The 25,106-nt window shown below is 73.2% G+C and carries 22 protein-coding genes; 16 read left to right on the forward strand and 6 right to left on the reverse strand.

Annotated elements, in window-relative coordinates; all coding sequences use genetic code 11:
- The first annotated feature begins 137 nt into the window (after nucleotides 1-137).
- Nucleotides 138-626: a hypothetical protein gene (locus WMF42_RS31130; RefSeq protein WP_061613092.1), complete on the forward strand. Its 489-nt coding sequence runs from the start codon at nucleotides 138-140 to the stop codon at nucleotides 624-626.
- Nucleotides 627-701: 75 nt separating this feature from the next.
- On the opposite strand, the gene gndA is transcribed toward WMF42_RS31130, so the two are convergent.
- A complete protein-coding gene (gene gndA / locus WMF42_RS31135) occupies nucleotides 702-2,234 on the reverse strand; it encodes an NADP-dependent phosphogluconate dehydrogenase (protein WP_061613093.1) in 1,533 nt (510 codons plus the stop codon).
- Between the two features lie 278 nt (nucleotides 2,235-2,512).
- Here gndA and WMF42_RS31140 point away from each other — a divergent pair, with 278 nt between their 5' ends.
- The 4 genes from WMF42_RS31140 to WMF42_RS31155 all read left to right on the forward strand — a co-directional run bounded on the left by WMF42_RS31140 (nucleotide 2,513) and on the right by WMF42_RS31155 (nucleotide 8,270).
- A complete protein-coding gene (locus WMF42_RS31140; RefSeq protein WP_437686380.1) occupies nucleotides 2,513-4,576 on the forward strand; it encodes a hypothetical protein in 2,064 nt (687 codons plus the stop codon).
- A gap of 181 nt (nucleotides 4,577-4,757) precedes the next feature.
- The gene (locus WMF42_RS31145) at nucleotides 4,758-6,254 is read left to right on the forward strand and encodes a serine/threonine-protein kinase (RefSeq protein WP_437686381.1); all 1,497 of its coding nucleotides are present in this window, start codon (nucleotides 4,758-4,760) and stop codon (nucleotides 6,252-6,254) included.
- 139 nt (nucleotides 6,255-6,393) lie between these two features.
- A complete protein-coding gene (locus WMF42_RS31150) occupies nucleotides 6,394-7,428 on the forward strand; it encodes a hypothetical protein (protein WP_437686382.1) in 1,035 nt (344 codons plus the stop codon).
- Nucleotides 7,429-7,556: 128 nt separating this feature from the next.
- A complete protein-coding gene (locus tag WMF42_RS31155) occupies nucleotides 7,557-8,270 on the forward strand; it encodes a hypothetical protein (protein ID WP_437686383.1) in 714 nt (237 codons plus the stop codon).
- Nucleotides 8,271-8,285: 15 nt separating this feature from the next.
- On the opposite strand, the gene WMF42_RS31160 is transcribed toward WMF42_RS31155, so the two are convergent.
- Nucleotides 8,286-9,218, reverse strand: a complete 933-nt coding sequence (locus tag WMF42_RS31160) for a hypothetical protein (RefSeq protein ID WP_155799085.1) — start codon at nucleotides 9,216-9,218, stop codon at nucleotides 8,286-8,288.
- 194 nt (nucleotides 9,219-9,412) lie between these two features.
- Nucleotides 9,413-9,769, reverse strand: a complete 357-nt coding sequence (locus tag WMF42_RS31165) for an arsenate reductase family protein (RefSeq protein WP_061613055.1) — start codon at nucleotides 9,767-9,769, stop codon at nucleotides 9,413-9,415.
- 649 nt (nucleotides 9,770-10,418) lie between these two features.
- Between WMF42_RS31165 and WMF42_RS31170 the strand changes: the two genes are divergently transcribed.
- The 3 genes from WMF42_RS31170 to WMF42_RS31180 all read left to right on the forward strand — a co-directional run bounded on the left by WMF42_RS31170 (nucleotide 10,419) and on the right by WMF42_RS31180 (nucleotide 15,081).
- Nucleotides 10,419-12,041, forward strand: coding sequence for an ABC-F family ATP-binding cassette domain-containing protein (locus WMF42_RS31170; protein WP_434042195.1), 1,623 nt, complete (start codon nucleotides 10,419-10,421; stop codon nucleotides 12,039-12,041).
- 133 nt (nucleotides 12,042-12,174) lie between these two features.
- Nucleotides 12,175-14,736, forward strand: coding sequence for an ATP-binding protein (locus WMF42_RS31175; protein WP_434042196.1), 2,562 nt, complete (start codon nucleotides 12,175-12,177; stop codon nucleotides 14,734-14,736).
- A gap of 87 nt (nucleotides 14,737-14,823) precedes the next feature.
- Nucleotides 14,824-15,081, forward strand: coding sequence for a hypothetical protein (locus WMF42_RS31180; protein ID WP_061611768.1), 258 nt, complete (start codon nucleotides 14,824-14,826; stop codon nucleotides 15,079-15,081).
- A 46-nt stretch (nucleotides 15,082-15,127) separates the two neighbouring features.
- Here WMF42_RS31180 and WMF42_RS31185 read toward each other — a convergent pair whose 3' ends face one another.
- Both WMF42_RS31185 and WMF42_RS31190 read right to left on the reverse strand, forming a co-directional pair.
- Complete coding sequence (locus tag WMF42_RS31185; RefSeq protein ID WP_061611767.1) at nucleotides 15,128-15,505, reverse strand: hypothetical protein; 378 nt, start codon at nucleotides 15,503-15,505, stop codon at nucleotides 15,128-15,130.
- A gap of 143 nt (nucleotides 15,506-15,648) precedes the next feature.
- Complete coding sequence (locus tag WMF42_RS31190; RefSeq protein WP_061611766.1) at nucleotides 15,649-16,287, reverse strand: hypothetical protein; 639 nt, start codon at nucleotides 16,285-16,287, stop codon at nucleotides 15,649-15,651.
- 340 nt (nucleotides 16,288-16,627) lie between these two features.
- On the opposite strand from WMF42_RS31190, the gene WMF42_RS31195 reads away from it, so the two are divergent.
- From WMF42_RS31195 to WMF42_RS31230, 8 genes are all read left to right on the forward strand, one after another.
- Nucleotides 16,628-17,032 carry a hypothetical protein gene (locus WMF42_RS31195; RefSeq protein WP_437686384.1) on the forward strand — a complete coding sequence of 135 codons (405 nt, stop codon included), beginning with the start codon at nucleotides 16,628-16,630 and terminating at the stop codon, nucleotides 17,030-17,032.
- Nucleotides 17,033-17,063: 31 nt separating this feature from the next.
- Nucleotides 17,064-17,927: a DUF692 domain-containing protein gene (locus tag WMF42_RS31200; protein ID WP_061609765.1), complete on the forward strand. Its 864-nt coding sequence runs from the start codon at nucleotides 17,064-17,066 to the stop codon at nucleotides 17,925-17,927.
- Nucleotides 17,924-18,889 (forward strand): HvfC/BufC N-terminal domain-containing protein, encoded by a 966-nt coding sequence (locus tag WMF42_RS31205; protein WP_437686385.1) that lies wholly within the window; start codon nucleotides 17,924-17,926, stop codon nucleotides 18,887-18,889. The genes WMF42_RS31200 and WMF42_RS31205 overlap by 4 nt, the downstream gene beginning before the upstream one ends.
- A 28-nt stretch (nucleotides 18,890-18,917) precedes the next feature.
- A complete protein-coding gene (locus WMF42_RS31210; protein ID WP_437686386.1) occupies nucleotides 18,918-20,177 on the forward strand; it encodes a lactonase family protein in 1,260 nt (419 codons plus the stop codon).
- Nucleotides 20,174-21,250, forward strand: coding sequence for a hypothetical protein (locus WMF42_RS31215; protein ID WP_437686387.1), 1,077 nt, complete (start codon nucleotides 20,174-20,176; stop codon nucleotides 21,248-21,250). The genes WMF42_RS31210 and WMF42_RS31215 overlap by 4 nt, the downstream gene beginning before the upstream one ends.
- 164 nt (nucleotides 21,251-21,414) lie before the next feature.
- Nucleotides 21,415-21,954, forward strand: a complete 540-nt coding sequence (locus tag WMF42_RS31220; RefSeq protein ID WP_437686388.1) for an RNA polymerase sigma factor — start codon at nucleotides 21,415-21,417, stop codon at nucleotides 21,952-21,954.
- Entirely contained in the window at nucleotides 21,951-22,898 is a 948-nt protein-coding gene (locus tag WMF42_RS31225) for a hypothetical protein (protein WP_437686389.1), read from the forward strand. The genes WMF42_RS31220 and WMF42_RS31225 overlap by 4 nt, the downstream gene beginning before the upstream one ends.
- A gap of 464 nt (nucleotides 22,899-23,362) precedes the next feature.
- Nucleotides 23,363-24,208, forward strand: a complete 846-nt coding sequence (locus WMF42_RS31230) for a hypothetical protein (protein WP_437686390.1) — start codon at nucleotides 23,363-23,365, stop codon at nucleotides 24,206-24,208.
- Nucleotides 24,209-24,382: 174 nt separating this feature from the next.
- Here the strand turns inward: WMF42_RS31230 and WMF42_RS31235 are convergent, their stop codons facing one another.
- On the reverse strand, nucleotides 24,383-24,841 hold the full coding sequence (locus WMF42_RS31235) for a VOC family protein (protein ID WP_061611469.1): 459 nt from the start codon (nucleotides 24,839-24,841) through the stop codon (nucleotides 24,383-24,385).
- Between the last annotated feature and the right edge of the window lie 265 nt (nucleotides 24,842-25,106).

Here is a 25,106-nt window from a genome sequence, read left to right on the forward strand (position 1 = left end):
GCCGTTTGCGACCACCATGGCGCAGCGTGGGCGACATGGGAGGGCCTGGCCGGTGAGGTGCGAAACAGCAGCGGGCTGCGGCCTGGCCGATCCCGTCGTGCGCCGCCGGTTGTCGCGGGCGGGCCCTGGTAGCCAGAATGGCTATTGTCATTAAAGAGATGCTCCCGTCGAACCGCAAGCTCGCGTTCCGAAGGCAGCCGCACCTTGTCGATGACAGCGGGAGCGTCGGCGTGTGGATCACCCAGCCGGCCGGGATGCTCGTGCAGCTCCTGCGGGATACGGCGGCGACGGGCGACATCGCGCGCTTCATCTCGGTCGACGCGTACCAGAAGCTCGTGGGGGTGATGCGCCCCGGGGAGCGGGCTTACTTCCTCTACGACATGGCGCACATGGTGCGGTACGAGACCGAGGCGCGCGTGATCCTGACCCAGTGGGGGCTCAGCGTGCGCGAGCGGATCGAGCACATCGTGGTCCGGCCGCCCCCGGAGATGAACAAGCTGGGGCGCATGGGCATCCAGACGATCGCGGCGGCGATGAGCCTCGCGGGCGTCCAGCTCGACGTCGTGGACGACCTCGAGCCGTTCCTGCGGGAGCGCAACCTGCGGCCGCGGATCAGCCTGACCTGAGCGGGGTTCCGGGGGCCGGGCGGCTCGGATGGCCCTGCTCAGGCCTGCGATGTCAGGACGGGAGTCTGGCGAGGATCAGTGCCCGCCGCCGGTGCCCTTGATGTCGAGCTGGGGACGGGAGGGGTGCGGCCAGTCGAGGTGGAAGAACTTGCCGCGCGGCTGATCCGTGCGCTCGTAGGTGTGCGCGCCGAAGTAGTCGCGCTGCGCCTGCAGGAGGTTCGCCGGCAGGTGCGCGGCCCGGTAGCCGTCGTAGTACGAGAGGGCGGACATGAACGCCGGGGCCCAGACGCCGTTCTGCGCGGCGATCGAGACCACCTTGCGCCAGTTGGACTGACCGTTCTTGATCTGCTCGTTGAAGTACGGATCGAGCAGGAGGTTCGTCAGCCCGGGATTGCGCGTGTACGCCTCCGTGATCTTCTGGAGGAACCGGGCGCGGATGATGCAGCCGCCGCGCCAGATGCTCGCGATCGTGCCGAAATCGAGCTTCCAGTCGTACTCGGCCTGGGCCGCGGCCATGAGCTGGAACCCCTGCGCGTAAGCGCAGATCTTCGAGCAATACAGCGCGTCGCGGATCGCGGTGATCGTCCCCTGACGGTCCTTCACCGGGGTCGGGGTCGGGCCCACGAGCTGCTTCGAGGCCTCGACGCGCTCGTCCTTCAGCGCCGACAGGCAGCGCGCGAACACCGCCTCGGCGATCGCGTTCGCAGGAATGCCCATGTCGAGGGCGTTGCTGCTCGTCCACTTGCCCGTGCCCTTCTGGCCCGCCGTGTCGAGGACGAAATCGACGAACGGCTTGTCCTTCTGGACAGGGTCCTTCTGCTGGAGGATGTCGGCGGTGATTTGGATGAGGTACGAGTCGAGATCGCCGCTGTTCCACTCGGAGAAGACGCGCGACATCTCGTCCTTCGACATCCCGAGCAGCCCGTCGAGGAGCGTGTACGCCTCGCAGATGAGCTGCATGTCGATGTACTCGATGCCGTTGTGGACCATCTTCACGTAGTGGCCCGCGCCGTTCGGCCCGATGTACGCCGTGCAGGGTACGCCGCCCTCCACCGGCTTGCCGGGCGTCGCGCCCTCGAGCGGCCTGCCGGTCTGGGGGTCGACCTTGGCGGCGATCGCGCGCCAGATCGGCTCCAGGTGCTTCCAGGACTCGGGGTCGCCGCCGGGCATCAGCGAGGGGCCGAAGCGCGCCCCGACCTCGCCGCCGGAGACGCCGGAGCCGAAGAACTTGCACTGCGACGCGTACTCCTTCTCGCGCCGGATGGTGTCGGTCCAGAGCGAGTTGCCCAGATCGACGACGATGTCGTCCGGCTCGATCCCCGCCTCGAGGAGCTGCTTGACCACCATGTCCACCGGCGGACCGGCCTTGACCAGGATCACCGCCTTGCGCGGCTTCTTCAGGGCGCGGACGAAGTCCTTCAGCGTCTCGCAGTAGACAAGGCCGCCGGGGGTGCTCGGGTTGCGGGCGACGAAGTCCTTCGCGACCTGCACCGTGCGGTTGAACACGGCCACCTTGAACCCGTGGTCGGCCATGTTGAGCGCGACGTTTTCGCCCATGACGGCCAGCCCGATCATGCCGATGTCGCAGCTGGATGTGGCATCATTCATCCCAGTTCTTCTCCTTCACACATTGCTCATGCTCCGTCAGCGACCGCTCTGTTGTGCGGATCGGCCGGCTCAGCAAGGCATCGTCCCGCGCGCCGTCGATCTTTGGGTCGGCTGGCAGCCACGGCCGCGCATTCTGAGCAGGCCAGCGGCGCGGCGTCCAGCGCCGTCGCGACCGGCCGGCGCGCGCGTCCCGCCCGCCGCCGCGCGCCTCCCGCCCGCGGCCGCGCCGCCGCGGCCGCTGTGGAGCCGCGCTCGGGCGCCGTGGTACGCTCGCGCCCGTGCGACCGGGCCCGGCGCTCGTAGGTCTCCTGCTCCTCGCCGCCGCCTCGGCCTCGGCCTGCATCCCCCCCACGTACAACGTCCGCGCCGCGCGCGCCTTCGCGAACGAGGACGCCCGCCGCGCGATCATCGACGATCGCACGGTCGATCTGGAGCGAGCGGCCGCCCTGGCCGACGAGGTCCTCGCGCGCACGCCCTACGCCCCGGGCGACGCGTGGATCGCCGCGCTCCGCCTCGACGACGAGGAGGGCGAGCGGCTCCGCGAGCGCTTCGAGGAGGCGCCCCCGTACGACGGCGAGCACGAGGTCCCGCTCGCCAAGCTCTACCGCGCGAAGCTCGACGAGGCGCTCGCCCGCGCGAGGGCGCCCCGGCCGTCGCCGCCCGCGTTCGCGCGGCTCTTCGACGCGCTCGCCGCGCTCGCGGCGCCGGCGCCAGACGCGACCGCTGCGGGCGGCGCGAGCGCGGCGAGCGGCCTGCCCGCCGCGTGGGAGGCGCTCGCGGAGCACGCGAGGGCGCTCGCGGCCGAGGAGCGGACCGTGGCGCGGCTCTCGGCCGGGAGGCCCCTCGGCGCCCCGGACACGCCCGAGATCGCCGCCGCACGCGGGGGGGCCGCCGCGCGCCGCCGGGCGCTCGCCGGAGCGCAGCGCGACATCGCGGGCGCCGCTGTCGCGCTCCGCGCCGCGAGCGCGGGGCACGAGCCCGCCGCGACGATCGCGCGCGACGCGCTCCGCGCCGTGTCGTTCCTCCTGCGCATGCACGTCGAGGCGCTCGCCGTGGCGCCCTACGTGGTGAAGCAGGCCCGGCGCGTCGCGCGCGGCGAGCCCGGCTACGCGGCCGCCGTGGCGCGCGCCGAGGCGCTCTCCCGGGTGCTCGAGGAGCAGCGCGAGGCGCTCGCCGCCTGCGCCGAGGCGCTCTCCGTGCCGGCGCGGACGCCGCTCGAGGACACCGCGGGCTTCGAGATGCAGGAGAGCCTGCTCGATCAGGGCAGGGCGATCAGCCTCGACGCCGTCCACCTCCGGCTGAAGAGCGACGTCGAGCTCCTCTTCTTCCACCAGATCGCGAGCCCGAACTCGTCCGGCGGCATCAACGATTACCGGGGCAGGACCCGGCGGCTCGCCTACGACGTCGACCCCGTGTTCATGGTCGGCGGCCGGGCGGTGATCACGTACGACTTCGAGCACGTGCGCGACGCCGCGCGCCTCAACGCCGGGTTCAAGACCGACCGGCTGTTCTCGTCGGGGGGCGACATCCGCTACGACAGCTCGCTCGGCAAGCTGATCGGCCTGAACGGCCTCGCGAGCGACGTCTTCGACATCGGCGCCGACCTCGTCGGCATCCGCACGAGCCTCAAGGTCGCGCGGTTCACCTCGGGCGACGTGGCCGAGATCGCCGTCGATCCGGCGACCGGGCGCGACGCCGGCGTCGTGGCGAGCGCTCCATTTCAGCTCCTCGTCCGCCAGATCGACGTCGGCTTCGACATGACGAAGCTCTTCCCGGAGGCGGCGGACGATCTCTATCTCGAGGAGCTGCTCGCCGGCTTCCGGTACATGGATTACAAGCTCCCGCGCATCTTCTATGAGCTCCGCGAGCGGGAGCCGGGCAAAGGAGATATCTACCTCTTCGAGCGGCAGAGCCCTGCCCAGAGCGTGACGTCGCGGTTCTACCAGGGCGGCTTCAGCCTGCGGATGGGCAACGGCGAGTGGCCGCGCCTCGCGCCGTTCGGCGACATCGGCCTGTACGGCGGCGCCGGCCCGGTGCGCTACGCCTTCTCGGGGGACCCCTCCGTCCCCGGCGGCGAGCGCGACGTCGACGAGGCGACGATGATCGCGTTCTCCGGCAACCTGTCGGTGGGGCTCCGGCTCCGGCTGACCTCGTACCTCAGCCGGCTCCGCCTGCTCACCGAGCTGTCCTACAACGTCGAGGCGGTCGGCCAGGGGATCGTGTCCAGCATCCACGCGACGAGGCGCGGCGACGAGACGACCTACACGATCGGCCGCAAGATCGACATCGGCGGGTTCGACCTGTTCCACGGTCCCCGGCTGCTCGCGGTGCTCGTGCTCTGACGAGGGCCCGCCGGGGCGCGGCGGCGCGCGCCGCGTCCAGCGGCAGCAATGGATCGTCGATCCAGCGCTCGGACGCTCACCGTGATTGACCTCGCGATCGTTGTAGGGACGTCGACCACAACCAGTTCCCGAGTGCAGGCGCGCGACCTCATGGTGTAAGCTCGATCGACGCGGTGCACCCATGTCGCTGAGCTTCGTCGAAGGGAGGCTGTTCGCAGGCAGGTACCGCGTCGTGCGCAACATCGCGACCGGCGCGATGGGCGCGATCTACGAGGTCGTCCACATCGAGACGGAGCGCCGGCGGGCGCTCAAGGTGATGCACCCGCACCTCGCCGAGAACCCGGAGTTCCATGCCCGGTTCAAGCTCGAGGCGCGCGTCGCCGCCCGCATCGCGACCGAGCACATCGTCGAGGTGTTCGACGCCGGCATCGACGAGGAGACCGGCATGCCGTTCCTCGTCATGGAGCTGCTCCGCGGCGAGGAGCTCAGCAAGCGCGTCCGCCGCGCCGGGCGCCTGTCGCCGGAGGAGACCGTCGCCTACCTGCGCCAGACGGCGCTCGCCCTCGACAAGACGCACGCCGCCGGGGTCGTCCACCGCGATCTCAAGCCGGCGAACCTCTTCCTGGCGGCGAGCGACGACGACGACCAGCTCCGCATCAAGGTGCTCGATTTCGGCATTGCCAAGCTCGTCGCCGAGACCGCTGTCGATTCGGCGACGACCGCGGCCCTCGGGACGCCGCTCTACATGGCGCCCGAGCAGTTCAGCGGCGCGTCGATCTCGAAGGCCGTCGATCTCTTCGCTTTCGGCCAGATCGCGTACACGCTCCTCGTCGGCAAGGCCTACTGGCTGAACGACATGCGGGAGTTCAGCAACACGCTCGCGTTCGCGGTGATCGCGATACACGGCCCGCAGGAGCCCGCGTGCACGCGCGCGGAGGCCGACGGGGTGAAGCTGCCCCCGGCCTTCGACGCCTGGTTCGCGAAGGCGACGGCGCGCGACCCCGAGGCGCGCTTCTCGACGGCGTGGGCCGCGGTCGAGGCGCTCGCCGCGGTGTTCGACATCGCGCCCGCGCCGGTGCTGTCCTCGCGCCTGTTCACGGCGGACGCGTCGGTCCCGCGCGGGGGCCAGGGGGCGCCGCCGTCGATGCGGGTCGCCGCCCAGTCCTCCAGCACGGGCGTGGAGACCAGGATCGAGGCCCCCAGGCCCCGGAGCCGGTCCGCGATCGCGTTCGTTGCGCTCGCGCTGATCGGCGGAGGCGCCATCGCCCTGGCGTCGCGGGGCGGGGGCGCGCCCGCCGCTCCCGGCGACGCGGAGCCCCCGCAGGCAGCCCGGGCAGCGACCTCCACCCCGTCCTCCACGGCGACCTCGTCCGGGCCGGTCCCCGCGCTCGACGAGACCTCCGGGGCGGCCAGAGCGCTCGAGCTCGCGGCGCCTGCGACGCCCGCGGCGACCGCCTCTTCGCCGCGCGAGGGCGGCGACCGGAGGCCCGTCCCCGCGGCGGCAGCCGCCGGCGCGAGGTCCTCGACGCCGCCGCCTCGCGAAGCGCCGCCGGCCAGCGCGGCGCCGCCGGCCAGCGCGGCGCCGTCGGCCAGCGCGGCGACGTCGGCCAGCGCCGGGCCCGCGCCGTCCGCCTCCGCGCCGGCCAGGCCCCGGGAGTCGCTCTACTCGGCGGACTGATCCCGCTGTCTGCGCGGCGGGCCGGCGCAGCGGCGGCGGAGCGACGACTTTCTTCCCTGGGGCGACACCAGGGATGGTATCTCATGCGCAACCGATGCGCCTCGTCTGGTCCGGGCCTGTGGTGGGCGGCTTGCTGAGCATGGCTATCGCCGCTCCCGCCAGCGCGCAACCCGACGCCGTCGCGGTGGCCGAGTCGCTGTTCAACCGCGGTCTCGCGGACATGCTGGCGGGCCGGTATGCGACAGGCTGCCCTGCCCTCAGCGAGAGTCACCGGCTCGACCCTCGCCCAGGGCGGCTGTTCACGCTCGCCGAGTGCGAGGCGCGGTGGGGGCGCATCGCCACCGCCGTCGCGCGCTACAACGACTTTCTGGCGCTGTATTCCCGCATGTCGGAGGCCGAGAAGCTCCAGCAGCACGAGCGCTACAGGGTCGCGGTCGAGCAGCGCGACGCGCTCGCGCCGCTCGTGCCGCAACTCACGCTGTCGCTGCCGGGCGACGCGCCCCAGGGCACGGTCGTGCAGCGCGACGGAATCACCCTGGGACAGCCGTCCCTCGGCATCGCGCTCCCCGTCAACCCGGGAGAGCACGTCGTGACGACGAGGGCGCCGGGCGGGCCCGTGCACGAGGTGCGGTTCACGATCGACAGGTCGGAGTCGAGGACGATCGAGCTCGAGGTGAAGCTCCCCGACGGAGCACGGCCGCCCGTGACGCCGCAGGGTCCGGGCGATCAGGCCATCGTGCCGGCGGGGGCCCGCGGCGCCCGCCCTGCGCTGCCGCCGCCGGACGCGGGGCCGAGCGGCCGGCGCGTCGTGACCTACGTGGTGGGCGGGCTCGCCGCGAGCGCGCTTGTCTTCGGGTCGGTGACGGGGTGGATGGCGCTCGACGAGAGCAGCGTGGCGGACAGGGAGTGCAAAGACGTCCCCGGTCAGCCCGGCGTGGCGACGTGCAGCGCCGTCGGGCACGCGGCCGGCAAGCGCGCGAACGACCTCGGGCTGGCGAGCACGATCGGCTTCGGCGCCGGCGGCGCGCTCGCCGTCGCGGCGGTGCTGCTCTTCCTGACGGAGCCGCCCCCGCCTCGCCCGCAGGTCGGGCAGGTCGGGCAGGTTGGCGCGACGCGCTTGTCGCTGCTCGCGGCGCCTACCGGCGGCGGCGTCGCTGTGCGCGGCCACTGGTGAGCTCGCTTGCGCGCCTGATTCGTCGAAATCGTGCGATCCGCAGGGGAGCACGGCGAATTGTAGTATCGATAGAAAACTACAGGTCGACACGCCCGGGCGGGGACGCGGTGACGAAGGAAAGGCAACTCATGATCACGAAGACCACGATGGCGATGTTCGGGCTCGCGGCGGCTGGCCTGCTCGCGGGCTGCACGGAGACGCTCGATTCGAAGCAGATCCGCACCGGGGGCATCTCGGCGACCCTGGAGGCGACCGCCGAGAGCGCGTCGTCGACGAGCCTGAAGGCCACGCTCAAGGTCGGCGGCGACGAGAGCAACACGTACGTCATCCTGAGCGGCGGAGACCGGATCTCGGCGGCGGCGGACGGCGAGGCGGTCGAGATGTCGGCCCAGGGCAGCGGGGTCTATGTGGCCCAGTTCGACGTCGGCGCCGGAGACACCGAGTTCACTGTGTCGCTCGACCGCGAGGACGACGACGACGCGCCGAACAACGCCGGGACGCTCCCCGACCCCTTCGACCTCGAGGAGCTGCCCGGCGACCCGGTGCCGCGCGACGAGGAGATCACGATCGCGTGGGCGCCGAGCGGGTCGGGCGACGACATGGTGATTGAGGTGAACGGCGACTGCATCTTCCGGGAGAGGATCGACGTGGGGGGCGACCCGGGGACCTACACAATCGCCGCCGGCGAGCTGGAGCCGACCCGCTCGCAGGATCCCGAGAGCTGCGATGTGGACGTCGTGGTGAGCCGCACGCGCAAGGGCACGACGGACAACGTCCTCGACCCGGAGAGCTCGTTCGAGCTGAGCCAGGTCCGTACGGGCCGCTTCACCTCGGCGCCCTGAGGCGCCCCGCCGCGCCTATCTGTAGAAGGCGACGTCGTCGATCCATATATCGAACGCCTGCCCCGCATCGAAGCTGAAATAGAAGCCCCAGAGCTGGTCCATGGCGGGCGCTTCGAACTGATCGCCGAACCCTCCCTGCTTGAGGCACTCCACAGGAATCTTGAAGTGCTTCCAGTCGTCCGCCAGCAGGACGTGCCGGTGGAAATGGTCGTAGCATCCATCCGCCTCGACGTCGCAGATGCCCCCCGTATCGCGCGTCTGCCGATCGATGAACATCACCTTCATCCTCCTGGCGGAGCTCTCCTCGGCGCGGGCCCAGAAGGTGATGCCACGGTACTCGGAGGCGTCGCCGAAGCCATCGTTGTACAGAAAGAATGCGACGCTGGCTCCATACTCACGGAAGCCGTCATTGGCGCCGGTGTGCACGGCAACATGGCTATCGCCGCGCGGAGGGTCAACGGTGCTCATGAGGTCGGCCTCGTTGTCAGGCTCCCGGATTCCTTCCGGTGACGGATCGTTGTCCATGAACCAGATCCCTGCCCGAGGGTTCTCCTTCTCCCCCGGGAGGATCGAGAGGTCTCCGTCCTCCATGTCGTCGATCATCGACCCATCCAGGAGCTCCCCCGGCATCACCTCGAGGACCTCGCAAGGACCCGCGCCGCCGCCTCCGGTGGCGGTCTCCCCGGCGCCGCCGTCGCCTGAGCCGCCTCCGCCGCTCCCCGTTGTCGCGCCCCCTGTCCCGCTGCCCGTGGTTGCGCCCCCGCCGCCGCTGCTCGCGGTCGCGCCGCCGCTGCCCTGGGTTGCGCTCCCGCCGCCGCCCTCGGAGGCCCCGCCCTCGATCTGGTAGTCCTTGTCGAAGCCGAAGATCTGCGCACATCCGAGCCCGAGCACCGCGATGGCACATTCACCGGCGCACCACGCGAAGGCCAGCATCGTCTTGGTTTTCATGGAGGTCATCCCGAACGTTGAATAGACCAATCTACGATCGTATTCACCCAGATGAAATGGCGGACGTGGCGGAGGGCCATGGCTGCCGCGGCCCGGCCCTCGACGCGCCGGTCGGCGCCGATTCCGCGGCGCGGCGACGAAGCTCGAGCGTGCGCTCCCCACATCCGGGGAGCGATGTGGGGAGCCCTGGAGCGTCAGCCGAACAACGCGGCGTAGTCGTCCTCGCGAAAGCCGACCAGCACCTTGTTCCCCTTCACCAGCACGGGCCGCTTGACGAGCTTCCCGTCCTCGGTGAGCCACCGCGCGACCTCCTCGTCGCTCGCGGCGTCCACCCGCGCCTTGCCGAGCGCGCGGTAGCTCTGCCCGCTCGTGTTGAGCCACCGGCGCACCGGGAGCCCGCTCGCCGGCACCCACCTGGCGAGCTCCTCGGCGGTCGGCGGCTCATCGACGATCGGCCGCACGGCGACGTCGACGCCGCGCTCGCCGAGCCACTTCAGCGCTTTCTTGCAGGTGCTGCAGCCTGCATACGACAGGATCTGAACCTTGCTCATGCCGGCCTTCTGCCCCCACCGCCGGCAAAGAGCAAGCGGCTCCTCGACGGAGATGAGAGAAGAAGAGAATCGAACCACAGAGGCACAGAGGGCACAGAGGAAGAGAGAAAATAAAATTCTCATCCTCTCTTCCCCTCCTCTTCTCTTCTTCTCTTCCTCTGTGCCCTCTGCGCCTCTGTGGTTCAAAATTCTTCTCCCATTCACTCCGCGCGGCGCTCGGTCAGGCGCCCGGCATTGAGCGGGTCCGCGACGAGCACGACGGCGGGACCGGCCGAGCCGCCGGCGTTGCGTCGGGCGTTCAGCGGCATCCGCCGCGCCGCTCGCGCCGGTTGTGCCGCTCACAACCAGGGCGCCCTCGCCGCCGGCGGGCCGATCGGGCCGCCCGCCTCCGATGGAAATGCGGGAGAGGCGCCGTCGTCGCCGGCGTCAGCGCAAGCGAGGGCCACCGCAGCGGCGATTTCCCATCGCGGGGGAGAAAAACGAGCTCTCCAGAGCAAAGACCTCGATCCGCGGGCGAGAAAAGCCCGGTTGGATACGGGTCGCCAGCGCGCCGCGACGCCGCCCGCCGCGGACGAAATGCCGCGGCGCGTGGCGGGGCGTCTGGTATACGTGCGCGGAAAGGAGCCGCCTCTGGCGGCAGCGACCCCTCGTGATCCGCCTCGATTCCATCAGCAAGCAGCACGGTAAGCAGATCCTCTTCCTCGAGGCCTCCGCGGCGGTGAACCGCGGCGAGAAGGTCGGCCTCGTCGGCCCCAACGGCTCGGGCAAGACCACGATCTTCCGCATGATCACCAAGGAGGAGGCGCCCGACGGCGGCCAGGTCGCGATCGACCGCGGCGTCACCATCGGCTACTTCAGCCAGGATGTCGGCGAGATGAAGGGCAGGAGCGCCGTCGCCGAGACCATGGACGGCGCCGGCCCCGTCTCCGTCGTCGCCGCCGAGCTCCGCGAGCTCGAGGCCGCCCTCGCCGACCCCGAGCGCATGGATGAAATGGAGAGCCTGATCGAGCGCTTCGGGCAGGCGCAGGCCCGCTACGAGGAGCTCGGCGGCTACGCGCTCGACGCCAGGGCGCGCGAGATCCTCGCCGGCCTCGGCTTCAGCCAGGCCGTGATGGACGACGACGTGGGCAACCTCTCGGGCGGGTGGAAGATGCGCGTCGCCCTCGCGCGCATCCTCCTCATGAGGCCTGACGCGCTCCTGCTCGACGAGCCGACCAACCACCTCGACATCGAGTCGATCATCTGGCTCGAAGGCTACCTGAAGCAGTATCCAGGCGCGCTCGTCATGACCTCGCACGACCGCGAGTTCATGAACCGCATCGTCACCAAGATCATCGAGATCGACGGTGGCGAGCTCACCAGCTACTCCGGCAACTACGAGTTCTACGAGCAGCAGCGCGCCATCAACGAGCAGCAGGCCGAGGCGCAGTACGAGCGCCAGCAGGCGATGCTCGCCAAGGAGATGCGCTTCATCGAGCGCTTCAAGGCCCAGGCCGCCAAGGCGGCGCAGGTGCAGTCGCGCGTGAAGAAGCTCGAGAAGATCGACAAGGTCGAGCCGCCGAAGCGCAGGAGGACGGTCCGCTTCGAGTTCAAGCCCGCCCCGCGCTCGGGCGACGACGTGGCGCGCCTCGAGGGGGTCAAGAAGACGTACGGCGGACGGCCCATCTACGACGGGCTCGACCTGCTGATCCGCCGCCGCGAGCGCTGGTGCGTCATGGGCGTGAACGGCGCCGGCAAATCCACCCTGCTCAAGCTCATCGCGGGGGCGGCCGCGCCGGACGCGGGCGCGGTGAGCGTCGGCGCGAGCGTCAAGCTCGGGTATTTCGCGCAGCACGCGATGGAGCTGCTCGACCCGACCCGCTCGGTCTGGGAGTCGATCGTCGCGAGCTTTCCCCAGGCCTCGATCGGCTCGCTCCGCACCCTCGCCGGCGCATTCGGCTTCTCCGGCGACGACATCGACAAGCCGTGTCGCGTCCTCTCGGGCGGCGAGAAGGCCCGGCTCGTTCTCGCGATCATGCTCTACGACCCGCCGAACTTCCTCGTGCTCGACGAGCCCACCAACCACCTCGACATGGCCACCAAGGAGATGCTCGTCGGGGCGCTCGCGTCGTTCGAGGGCACCATGCTGTTCGTCTCGCACGATCGCCGCTTCCTCGCCGCGCTCTCCAACCGCGTCCTCGAGCTCATGCCCGACGGGCCGCGCGTCTACGGCGGCGGATACCTGGAGTACGTCGCCCAGAGCGGGCACGAGGCGCCGGGCCTCCGGAGCTGAAGCGCGCCCTCGCGACGCGCGCCGCGCAGCCGCACGATCTCCGCCCAGGCTCGACTCACCCTCATCGATCCGGATCGGCGCGCGGCGCGAGGTGAACACATGCTCAAGGTTTCGCGCTATCGTAAAGGACCGCATGGATCAGCTCGGTAGACCGAACGAAGAGCGGCTCTCCGACTTCATCCGGCGCCACCGCGACGCGATCCTGGAGGCGTGGAAGCAGCGGGCGTACGCCCTGAGCCCGGCCAAGCTGCCGTCGGATCCGATGCTCACCGACCATATCCCGGGCGTCCTCGCCTATGTGGCGGAGGTCGCGGGCGGCGCGGGCACCGGCGCCGAGGTCGACCAGAAGCTCCGGGGCAACCCCGGCCATCACGCGCTGACCCGGCTGGCCCAGGGGTACGACCTCGCCGAGGTCGTGAAGGAGTACGCGGCGCTCCGCGCCGTGATCCTGGAGCTGTGGGGGCGGGAAGGCGGGGGCGGCGGGGGGGGCGAGCTGATCCGGCTGAACGGCGCGATCGACGACGCGATCGCCGACGCGGTGACGCGCTACCAGGAGGCGCGCGTGCGCCTGCTCCAGGCGCTCGACGCCATCTCGACGGCCGCCCTCGGCAGCAGCGACCTGGACGCGTTCCTGAAGGCGCTCATCCGCGCCACGCGCGAGGCGGCCGCGGCCGTCGACGTGGCGATGGTGCTGCTCGCGGACGGCGACGCCCTCGAGGTGCACGCGACAGCGGGCCTCGACGACGGGCCGCTGCTCGGCGCCCCGCTCGAGGCGGCGCGGGAGTTCGCCCGCGCGGTCCTCGCGCTGCGCGGGCCCGCGTCGCTCGACGCCGCGCTGCGGACGCTGCCCGTGACGGCGCGGGAGCTCCGGTCGAGGGGGCTGCGCGCCGTCTACGGCGTGCCGCTGATCCACGAGGGGCGCGCCATCGGGGTCGCGATCCTCGGCTCGCGCAACGCCGAGGAGTTCTCCGAGGAGGACATGCTGATGCTGCGCACGATGACCAGCCGGGCGACCGGGATCATCGTGCAGGCGCAGCTCGTCGCGAAGGAGCGCGCCTCGCGGCACCAGGCCGACGACGCCCGCGCGCTGCTCGCGACGGTGATCGAGCAGATGCCGGCGGGGCTCATCATCGGCGAGCGGCAGACGGGGCGCGTCCTGCTCACGAACCGGCAGGCCACGGAGATCTTCCGGCAGTCGTTCGATGGCATCCAGAGCATCGAGGGCTACATCGGCCGCGGCTTCCACCCGCGGTCCGGCAAGGCGTACGAGACGTGGGAGTGGCCGCTCTCGCGCACGGTCACGACGGGCGAGGTCGTGGACGACGAGGAGATCGACGTGCTCCGCGGCGACGGCACGTGGGGGCGGATCCTCGTGCGCTCGCGGCCGGTCCTGGACCCGGAGGGGCGCGTCTCGGCGGGCGTCGTGACGTTCTTCGACATGACCGAGCGGACGCGCGCCGAGCAGGCGCAGCGCTTCCTCGCGGCCGCCAGCGCCTCCCTGAGCGACAGCCTCGACTTCCAGGGGACGCTCGACCGGCTCGGCCGCCTCACCGTCCCCGAGCTCGCGGACTGGTGCGTCATCCACACGCTGCCGGAGGTCGAGGCGGCGCGGCGGGTCACGGTGACGCACGTGAACCCGGAGGAGGTCCGGCGGGCGCGCGCGCTCCTGCGCGAGATGGATCCGCCGCCGGGGCTGTCGGCGGTGATGGATCAGGTCCTCGGCGGCGAGCGCCCGGAGCTCTTCCGGGACTTCTCCCACCCGCTGATCGCGCCGCTCGCCGAGCACGCCGGCTTCCGCCGGCTCGTCCGCGAGCTCGGGATCACCTCCGTCATGCTGGTCCCGATGGTGGCGCGGGGCCGCGCCTTCGGCTGCATCGCGCTGGGGACCGCGGCGTCCGGCCGGATCTACGACGAGGCGGACCTCGCCGTCGCGCACGATCTGGCGCAGCGGGCCGCGCTCGCCGCGGACAACGCGCGGCTCTACGAGGCAGCGCAGCGCGCGATCGAGCTGCGGGACAACGTGCTCGCCACCGTGTCGCACGACCTCAGGAACCCGCTGAGCGCGATCATCACCGCGGCCGCGGTGATCACCAAGCGCGCGGCGGCGCGCGCCGGGGACAAGGGCGACGCGAAGGCGATCCAGGCGATCCAGCGCTCGGCGCACCGGATGGACAGGCTGATCCACGACCTGCTCGACTTCGCGAGCCTGCGCGCGGGCCGGCTGGAGCTGCGCCGGCAGCCGCAGGATCCGCGGGACATCGGCCGGGAGGCGGTCGAGACGTTCGAGCCGCAGGCGCAGGAGAAGGGGGTCCGCCTGGCCGCGACGTCGGACGAGGACGTGCCGCTCGTCGTGTGCGATCGCGACCGCGTGCTCCAGGTGCTCTCGAACCTCCTGAGCAACGCGCTCAAGGTGACAGGCGCCCAGGGGGCGGTCACGGTGCGGTGCGAGCGCCGCGAGGAGCACGTCGTCTTCGCGGTGGCGGACACCGGGCCGGGCATCCCGGAGGACGAGCTGCCCTACCTGTTCGAGCGGTTCTGGCGCGGCCAGCGGAACGGCTACAAGGGCACAGGGCTCGGCCTGGCGATCGCCAGGGAGCTCGTCGTCGCGCACGGCGGGGCCATCGGCGTGGAGAGCCGCGTGGGGGTGGGGACGACCTTCAGGTTCACGATCCCGTTCGGGAACGGCGCGGACTGAGCCGCGGGCGCGACGGCGGGCGGGCTCGCCGGCGGAGGAGTGGACGATCGAGCGCGCCGGCCCCAGGGGTCCACGGAAGGAGGAACCATGGGAGACGAGAAGACGCAGGACCAGCTCGGCGCGCCGCGCCCCGAGCGCGAGGTCAGCGAGGCGAAGCAGCCTCACCCGCAGGCGGATGTCCCCGGCGTCCGCGGGCCGATCACGTCGGCAGGTGAACGAGAAGACGCTCCCCCCGGCGAGGTCGAGACGTGGGGCAGCGAGGGCGGCGCCGGCTCGTACGAGGGCGGGCCGATCGTCTCGGACACGAAGCTCCCCGCGGGCAAATCGGGTCGCAAGCCTGCGTAACTGAAGAGGATTTAGGCGACGGCGCGGCCCGCGGCGGGCCGCCGGCTCACGGCTGCTGCAGCTGCCGGGGGCGGGGCGCGCACCGCTGGATGTAGGCCGGCTCGGGGCAGCCCTCGTGGGTCAGGATCTCGTCGTCCTGGCACTTCACGAGCGCCGCCCGGATGTCGAGGCACCTCCCCGGCCCCGCCGCCACGCACCGGTGCTCCGTCGTGGTCCCGAGGGCGCAGCCGTCGACCTGCCCCTCGGGGCAGTCGAGCAGCGGGCCGGTCGCGCAGTCGTTGCCCTGCCTGGCGACCGTGTCGTCCGTCGTCGACGTGCCCTGGGTCGCTTGCCGCGGGGTCGTGCAGGCGGCGCTCGAGGCGAGCGCGAGCCCCGTGAAGAGGAAGAGCAGGCCCCGCCGGGGCGAGCTGCTGCGCGTGTTCATGCCGGCGTTCTCCGTGGGTTGAGGGCCGGCCGGAACCCGAAAGGCAGGTCGCCGCCCGGCGCGTCCGGCAGACTACTCCACGGAGCGGCGCCTCCCCGGCTGTTTCGCCCCTCCCCCGGCCCTGTGCGGCCCGCGCGCCCCGGTCAGAACGCGCCGCCGCCGTGCGCGAGCAGCGCCCAGCTATCCCCGCCCGTCGGGGTCGCGGCGCCGCGCACGGCGAGGTCGTCGAAGAACGCGGGGCGGAAGCTCAGCCGGGCGCCCAGCTTGACGTTGCGCGTGACGAGCCGCTCCACCCCGGCGGTGAGCGGCACCGACAGCGCGAAGGCGTCGCCGCCCTCGCCCGCCCAGCCCGTGTAGCCCACGCCCGCGACGACGAACGGCTGCACGATCGCGTCGCCGGCGCGCAGGACGTTGTAACGCACCCCCGCGTCGAACGAGGTCATCACGAGCGACCTCCCCACCGTCGCGCGCTCGTTCACCGAGCCGATGTAGTTGCCCTCGATGGCCACGCGCGGCGACATGGTCCCTGTCACGCGCACGTTCCATGTGGGCCCGACGCCCGCGGCGCCGCCCACGTACCCGAGCATGCCGAAGCCGCCCTCGACCGCGAGCGCGGGCTCGGGGATCCGCCGGATGAGCGGCCGATCCGCCGGGGGGACGTTGCCCGCCGGCCGATCGCGCTGTTCCGCGCGCCCCGCGTCCTGCGCCCCCGCCGCGCCGGCGAGCGCCATCGTGGTGGCAGCGACGGCCATGGCCGCCGCCGCGCGTCGTCGCGTGCTCATGCAGTCCTCCCCTGTTGGACCCGTTGACCGGTGTTCCGACTACGACGACCGCCGCGTGCACACCTCAGGCCATGTGTAGCTGTGCAGCGCAGGTCCGGCGCCTCCGCCGCGCGCGCCCGCGCCCGTGCGGCCGCAAGGCCCCCGGCGTCACGCTGCGCGCCCGTCCGCCGTGCGCCGTCGCGGCGCCGCCCGTGAGCCGTCGCGGCGCCGCCCGTGAGCCGTTGCGGCGCCGCGGGGGGTCTGAGATGAAACGGGGCTCCGGACGCCGCCGGGAAACCGGATCACGCCTCGCCCGTAGGGGGTGCAGGCCCGTCGATGACGAGAACCAGAGGAGCACACGATGCTGTCGAAGAAGAGCATTTACGAGACCCTCGCCGCGCTGAGCACCGGCGCCATGGTGATGAGCGGCTGCGGCGGCGCGCAGGCGCCGGTCAACGCCACCGAGGTCCCCGCCGCGCCGGAGTCCGCCCCGGCGCCGCCCGCCGATCCGGCCGCGCCCGCCGCCCCGGCCGAGACGACCTCCGGCGACGCGGCCGCGGGCGCGAACGTCGCCGCGCCGGCCCCCGCGCCGCCGACCGACGTCCAGTCCGCGGCGACCTCGCCGATGGCCGCGCCCACCGCCACCCCGGCCCCCACAGCGCCCACGCCGCCCGCCGCCGCCGCCCCGGCGGCCAAGCCCGCCGCGAAGAAGGCGGCCGGCAAGAAGCCCGGCCACGCTGGGTGCGGCCAGGGCACCTGCGGCTGACCCCGGCCGGCCCGCCCTCCCCGTGCCCCCCATGACCGGCAGCGCGCTCACCGGCGTCGGCCTCGGGCTCCGCTGGGAGTTCCTCGATGAGGTGCTCGAGCTGCTCGACGGCGGCGCGGCGCTGCCCGTCCCCTTCTTCGAGCTCTCCCCCGAGAACTACATGCGCCGCGGCGGCTACTTCCCCGCCGCGATCGAGCGCGTCCGGGAGCGCTTCGCGATCCTGACGCACGGGCTCACGATGTCGGTCGGCGGGGTCGACCCGCTCGACGCCGGCTACCTGCGCGAGCTCGGTCGGTTCCTCGGGCGGCTCGACCCGCCGTTCCACAGCGACCACCTGTGCTTCTCCGGCGTCGACGGCAGGTTCGTCCACGACCTCCTGCCGCTGCCGCTCACCTCCGCGGCCGCCGCGCACGCCGCGGCGCGCATCCGCGAGGCGGAGGACCGGCTCGAGCGGCCCATGGCGATCGAGAACATCACCTACTACCTGGTCCCGGGCCGCGCCGCGCTCGACGAGGCCGACTTCCTCGGCGAGGTGCTCGAGCGCGCCGGCTGCGGGCTGCTGCTCGACGTGAACAACCTCTACGTGAACGCCCGGAACCACGGCGTCGACGCGGCCGCGCTGCTCGAGAAGATCCCGGCCGGCCGCGTCGTGGCGATGCACGTCGCGGGGCACGAGTGGCGCGACGACGCGGGGGTCCTCGTCGACACGCACGGCGCGCCGGTGATCGCGCCCGTGCTCGACCTGCTCGCCCGCGCCGTCGCGCGGACAGGGCCGGTGCCTGTCGTGCTCGAGCGCGACAACGACGTGCCGCCGCTCGAGGCGCTGCTCGCCGAGCGCGCCGAGGTCGAGGCGGCGTACAGGCGCGGGCTCGCCGCGCGGGGGGGCGGGGCGTGAGCGCGGCGCGCGGGACGAGCGAGGCGCGCGGGACGAGCGAGGCGCGCGGGACGCCGGGCCAGCCGCCGCCGGAGCTCGCGGCGCTGCAGCGGGCGCTCCAGCGCAGCGTGAGCGAGCCGGACGAGGCGGCGATCGCTGCCGATCCGCGCGCGTGGCTCGCCCGCGCCGGGCTCGAGGGGGCGGACCTCGAGGCGATGGCCTCGCTCCCGCCGGGGCGGCTGCTGCTCTACCGGAGCCTGATCCGGCGCGGGCTGACGGGCGCGATCCGCGCCGGGATCCCGCGGACCGCGGCGCGGCTCGGCGCGCGGTTCGAGGCGGACGTGGCGCGCTTCCTCGAGGTGGAGCTGCCCCGGTCGCGCTACCTCCGCGACGTCGCGCTCGAGTTCGTGGGCTTCGCGGCGCCGCGCTGGGCCGAGGACCCGGAGGTGCCCGCGTACCTCGCGGATCTCGCGCGCCACGAGCTCGCCGCCTTCGCGGCGTCGTGCGCCGAGCCCGACGGCGACGAGGCTGGCGGGCCGCCGGGCGCGGCGGGAGAGCCGGGCGCGCTGGACGCGGCCGGCGGGCCGGCGTCCGGCGAGGAGCTCTCGCTCGACCGGGGCGCGCGCTTCCAGCGGGCCGCGGCGCTCCTGCGCCACGAGCACGCGGTCCACCGGCTGGAGGACGGCGAGGCGGCGCGCGACGTGCCGGCCCGCGAGCCGACGAGCCTGCTCGTGTACCGCGACGCCGGGCACGAGGTCCGCTTCCTGGAGCTCACGCCGCTCGCGGCCGAGATCCTCGGCCGGCTCCTCGCGGGCGCCGCGCTCCGGGACGCCGTGGTCGAGGGCTGCGCCGCGCTGGGCCGCCCGGTCGACGGCCCGGTGCTGGAGAGCACCGCGGCCCTGCTCAGCGACCTCGCCGAGCGCGGGGCGCTCCTCGGCGCCGCCGCGCCGTCGCGCTTGCCCCGCGGCGCGGGCCGTGGGTAACGCAGGATCCGAGGACGTCGATCGACCCATGCAGCGCAAACTCTTCTGGCTGGCGGCCGGCCTGTGGCTCGGGTGCAGCAACTCCGGCGGCGGCCCCCCGAAGGGCGGGGCCCCCTCGGGAACCAGCGGTGACAGCATGGGCCAGGGCAACGGCATGGGCAGCAGCGGCGCGAGCGGCAGCAGCGGCGCGAGCGGCAGCAGCGCGAGCTCCGGCGGAGCGGACGGCGGCCCGCGGCCGGCGAGCGCGCCCCGGGTCTACGTCGGGGGTCGCAAGGGGATCTTCGTCTTCCGCCTCGACGAAGCCGATGGCGCGCTCTCCGCTGTGCAGGGCCCGATCGACGCCGAGATGAACCCGACGTTCCTCGCCGTCGACCCCGCGCGCCGGCGCCTCTTCGCCGTGAACGAGCTCGACGAGGTGGACGGCGTGATGTCGGGCTCGGTCAGCGCGTTCCGGATCGGCCCGGAGGACGGGACGCTCGCGCTCATCAACAGGGCCTCGTCGAGGGGCCAGGGCCCTGCCCACCTCGCCACCGATCGCGCCGGGCGCTTCGTCCTCGTGGCCAACTACGGCGGCGGCACCGCGGCGGTGCTCCCCGTCGGCCAGGACGGCGCGCTCGGCCAGGCGGTCGACGAGGCGGCGTTCGGGCCCCGGGCGCTGTCGCACCACGCCGTGACCGACCCGGCGAACCGCTTCGCCTTCGTCACCAACCTCGGGTCCGACGCGGTCGCCCAGTTCACGTTCGACGCGGACACGGGCACGCTCGAGCCGAACACCCCGCCGACCCTCGCGCTCCCCGCGGGCACGACCCCGCGGCACCTCGACTTCCACCCGAGCGGCCGGTTCGCCTACCTGATCAACGAGAACGCCGGCTCGATCACGACCCTGAGCTACGATCCGGCGCGCGGGGCGCTCTCCGCCGTGGCCACCGTCTCGACGCTGCCCGACGGCGCGAGCGCCGAGGAGAACGCCTGCGCCGAGGTCGCGGTGGCCCCTTCGGGCAAGTTCGTCTACGGCTCGAACCGCGGCCACGACAGCATCGCCATCTTCGCTGTCGACCCCGAGCGCGGCACGCTCACCCTCGTCGGCCACGCGCCGACCCAGGGAAGGACGCCGCGCCATTTCCAGCTCTCGCCGACGGGCAAGCTGCTGCTCGTCGCGAACCAGCGCTCGAGCACCATCGTCGCGTTCCACGTGGACGAGGCGACCGGCGCCCTGCGGCCGACCGGCCGCGTCACCGAGGTCCCCGAGCCCACCTACGTCGGGATCGTGGCCTCGCCGGGCCCGTGATCGCGCGCCGCGCAGCAGGCCTCGCGCTCGTCGCCGCGGCGCTCGCCGCGTCGGCGCTCGTCGCTGCGGCGCGCCCCGCGCGCGCCTCGTCCGGGGAGCAGACGGCGTCGCTGAGCTGGGTCCGGCTCGCCGGCGCCGAGGCGTGCGTCGGGGCGCGCGCGCTCGCGCAGGCGGTGGAGGCGCGCCTCGGGCGCGCGGCGCTCGTGTCGGCCGCCCGGGCCGAGCTCACGATCGAAGGGCGCATCGAGCCGGTCGGCTCCGGCGGGTGGCGCGCGGTGCTCGCGGTCGCCGATGCGGACGGCGCGCTGCTCGGGACGCGCGAGATCGCCACGGCGTCGCCGCGCTGCGGGGCGATGGACGACGAGCTCGCCCTGGCCATCGCGCTCATGATCGACCCCAGCGCGAAGCTGTCCCCCGGCGCGCCGCCCCCGCTGACCGCCCCGGCGCCGCTTCCGGCGCCATCACCCGCGCCCGCTACCGCGCCGCCGCCGCCGGCGGTCATCGTGCAGCGCGTGCTGGTCCCGGTCCCGCCGGCGGCGCCTCCGCCGCCGGCGCCATGGCGCGTCGAGGTCGGCGCCGGTCCGCTCCTCGGGCTCGGCCTCCTCCCCTCGCTCGGCGTCGCCGCCACGGTGCGCGCGCGCCTCACGCCGCCCCGGTTCTTGTCGTTCGAGGTCGGGGGGGTCGTCTGGCTCCCGGACGAGGCGACCAGCGGCGCCTCCGCGACGCGCTTCTCCTGGGGCGAGGGGTTCGTTTCCGCGTGTCCCGTCGCGCTCGGGAGCGCCACGCGGCTCTCGGCATGCGCGGGCGTCCGCCTCGGCGCGCTGCGCGTCGGCGGCGTCGGGTTCAGCGTCGACCACGCCGACGAGCGCCTGACCGCGGCCGGCGCGCTCGACGTCCGCCTCACCCGGCGGCTCGTCGGCCCGCTCACCGCGGGCGGCGGCCTCGGGCTGATCGTGCCGATCGTGCGCGACACCTTCTACTACACCGACGCACAGGACCAGACCCGCGAGGTGTTCCAGATGGCGCCGCTCGCCGGGACGGCGGACGTCCTGCTCGGCGTCGAGCTCCCTTGATCCCCGGACTCCTCTGGTTCCTCTGGTTCCTCTGATTCCTCTGATTCCCCTGATTCCCCACGATTCTCCATGATCTGCGCGCGGTCTCGCTTTCTTTCATAAAAGCTCGCCTTCGCGACCATCCAGGGCAGGGGCCGGCGTTCCTTGCGCCCCGGCCTCTCGCGATGACCCTCGAGGAGATTTTCGAAGAGAACGCGGCGTACGTGTGGCGCGTGCTGCGCAGGCTCGGCGTCGGCGAGGCCGACGTCGAGGACGTCTGCCAGGAAGTCTTCCTCACGGTGCACCGGAAGCTCGGCACCTTCGACGGCAGCTCGGCGCTGCGCACGTGGCTCTACGGCATCTGCCTGCGGCTCGCGTCGGAGTACCGGCGGCGGCCGCACCGGAGGCGCGAGGAGGTGGCCGAGGCCGTCCCCGAGCAGGTCATGGCGGCGCCGCAGGACGAGACGCTCGATCGCCGCCGCGCGCTCGACCGGCTCGACGCGGCGCTCGACCAGCTCGACGACGACAAGCGCGCGGTGTTCGTCCTGCACGAGATCGAGCAGATGCCGATGGCGGAGATCGCGAAGGCGGCGGGGTGCCCGCTGCAGACGGCGTACTCGAGGCTGCGCGCGGCGCGGGCGCAGATCGAGGCGGCGATGCGCCGGCACGAGCTCGCCGCGCCGCGGGCCGGGGCCGCGCGGGTGACCGAGGGGAGCAACGTATGAGCGGCGATCCTCGCAGGCAGATCGGCGCGGGCGGCGGCTCGGACGTGCTCCGCGTCGCCCTCGAAGCGGCCCGGCGCGACGCGCCGGACAGGGCGCAGCTCGCGCGGCTCGCGGCGCGGCTTCCGCTCGGCCTTCCGGGCGGACCGGGCGGCGGCGAGGGCCCCGGCGGCCTGCCGGACAGCGGCGCCCCGGCGACCGGCGGCGCGGGCGTCCCGGCGACCGGCGGCGCGGGCGCCCCGGCGACCGGCGGCGCGGGCGCCCCGGCGACGCTCGCTCCGTCAGGGGTCGCTGCGACGGGGGCGGCCGCGCCGGCGTCGGTGCTCTCCGGCCTGGCGGCCGGCGCGGCGCTCGGCGTCGTCCTCGTCGGGGCGGTGTGGCTCATGCCGTCGCGCTCGCAGGCGCCGCCCGCGCCGCTCGCGCCGCCCGGCGCCGCGGTGGTCGCGAGCGCAGCGACGGCGGGGGCCGCGGCAGCGCCCGCCGCGGGAACGGCGGAGGTGCCCGCGGACGTGCCCCCGGCGCCCCCTGCGGCGGAACCGCCGCGCGCGCCGCCCCCTGCGGCGGAACCGCCGCGCGCTCCTGCTCCGGAGCCAGCGCGCGCCCCGGCGGGCGCGCCGCTGCCCGCGCGCGCGTCCGCCTCGACGACCGGCGCGCCGGCGGCGCTGCCCGACGCGGAGACGGAGCTCGGCCTGCTGCAGCGCGCGCAGGAGGCGCTCGCGGCGCGCCCTGCGGAGGCGCTGGCGCTCGCCGACGCCCACCTCGCGCGCTTCTCGGGCGGCGCGCTCGCCCAGGAGCGCGAGGTGATCGCTGTCGGCGCGCTGAAGGCGCTCGGCCGCGGCGGCGAGGCGCTCGCTCGCGCGAACCGCTTCATCGCCAGGCACCCGAGCTCCGCCTACCGCCGCAGGCTCGAGATCCTCGTTCCGGAGCTGAGAGGCGCGCACCGGTGACAGCACGCCGCGGGCTGCCATCCCCCTGGCGAGGCCAGGGCGCCGGTCGGCGGATCTCTCGAGGTCGTCGACTCGCGGCGTTGTCACGCCGGACGTCGGTGGTGGCGACCGCGCTGCCCGCGGCAAAGGCAGCTTCCTCCAGGGCACGATCGAGCTCGTGGGCATCGGTGCCGCGAAGCTCGCGGTGAAGCTCGAGGGGACGACACCTTCGATATCCACGTCAGCGGCGTCCGCAGCGCGCTCCGCCGCCCCTGAGCGCCGCCCGCCGTCTTCTGCGCTGCGCTGAGGCTCATCGTCCTCGCTGCCGCTGCCTCGAGCGGAGCAGCGCCGCCGCCTCGATCAGGCGCACCGTCATACCCGGACGAGGCTCGATCGGGAGATCATAAAAACAGACGAACGACGCCATTCATGGAGTGACAACGGGCTGCGCTGACAGGCCCGGGGAGATATGAATGCGACGCCTCGTGAACACATCCATTTCATTGTTCCTTGGGCTGATGATGCTCCAGACCCTCGGCGCCGGATGCACCGCCCAGGTGGAGGTCGGCGATGACAGCGGCGACGGCGGCGATAAGGCCGGGCCCGATGATGACGCCGACGGGTCCGGGTCGTCCGCGAGCAGCGGCGGCGCCGGCGGCAACTCCAGCACCGGGGGCGGCTCGCCGGTCGGCGCCGGCGGCAACTCCAGCACCGGGGGCAGCTCGCCGGTCGGCTCCGGCGGCAACTCCAGCACCGGGGGCAGCTCGCCGGTCGGCGCCGGCGGCAACTCCAGCACCGGGGGCAGCTCGCCGGTCGGCTCCGGCGGCAACTCCAGCACCGGGGGCGGCTCGCCGGTCGGCTCCGGCGGCAACTCCAGCACCGGGGGCGGCTCCGGGCCGGCGACGGCCGGCGCGATCGCGCTCCTCGGGAGTCAGCTCCCCGATCCATCGGGTGAGCCCGGGAGCAGCTCCGCCACGGGCGGCGGACCTTCCCCCGATCCGGACGATCTCTACGTCCTCATCGGCGCCCCGGCGCTGTCCTGCGCGCATCCCTACGCCGGCTGCGACGCCTGGCACGCGAGCTTCATCATTCCCCCTGCGGCGCAGGTGCCCGGCGTCTACACCCTCAACGGGCGGGATCTGACATCGTCCTTCGGTGTGAACGGCCCCGACAGGGGCGGCGAGACCTGCGCGGCGTTCGGCGGCACCTTCGGCCCCGGCACGCTGGAGATCGTGAGCATCGACGCCACGGAGGTCGTGGTCCGGCTGAGCGGCACCCCTACCTCCGAGTTCGACGCCAACGGCGAATACACCGCGACTCGATGCCCCTGACGCCCCTGGCTCCGTGATGGAGAAGAATTTGAACCACAGAGGCACAGAGGGCACAGAGGAAGAGAGACAGAGAAAGAGAGAGATATAGAGAAGACTTTCATTCTCTCTCCCTCTGTGCCCTCTGTGCCTCTGTGGTTCGTTCTCTCTGGTTCTTCGAACCTCCTCGACACGGAGCTACGTCGCCGAGAGGCGCTTCTGCATCTCCTCCGGAGAGACGGCCTCGATCCGGCTCGCGACCCCCCAGCGGTGGCCGTACGGATCGCGGATCCAGGCCATCCGGTCGCCGTGCGGCTGGTCCTGCGGCGGGCGCTCGATCGTCGCGCCCGCCGCCGCGGCCTGCGCCACGAGCGCGTCCACGTCCTCCACGTAGACCACGACGCTCACGCTCGTGCCCCCCAGCGTCTGGGGGCCGACGGCGCCGAGATCAGGGTACTCGTCCGACAGGAAGAACCGGGCCCGGCCGATCGACAGCTCGGCGTGGCCGAGCCGCCCGTCGGGCATCTCGATGCGCGAGGCCGCGCGTGCCCCGAACGCACGCTCGTAGAAACCGATGGCTTCCGCGGCATTGCGCGTGCTCAGGTAGGGAAAGCACGTCTGACCTTCGGGGACGGGGTGGACCTGGCTCTTCGTCATCGTCGCGCTCCTTCATGCTCGCATCGCGCACGGGCGATCCGGTTGACCGCCAGCATGGAGGATCGCTCCGTCCAGGTATTGGAAAAATTTTACCTGCACGCCGGCCGGCGCCGGCTCTCGCGCGCGAGCCCGGCCTGGTTCCGCCCGCCAGAAGGCCGTCCAGGGATGGCCGGACTTTGCGCCGCTCCGCGGCGGCGTCGCGCGGGCGGCCCTGGTTTTGTTCCCTCGGGGCTCCGCCCGAACCCCAACGTCCGCTTCGCGGCCG

Origin of the sequence: Sorangium sp. So ce176, from assembly GCF_051519835.1 — a bacterium.
Lineage (GTDB): Bacteria > Myxococcota_A > Polyangia > Polyangiales > Polyangiaceae > Sorangium > Sorangium cellulosum_G.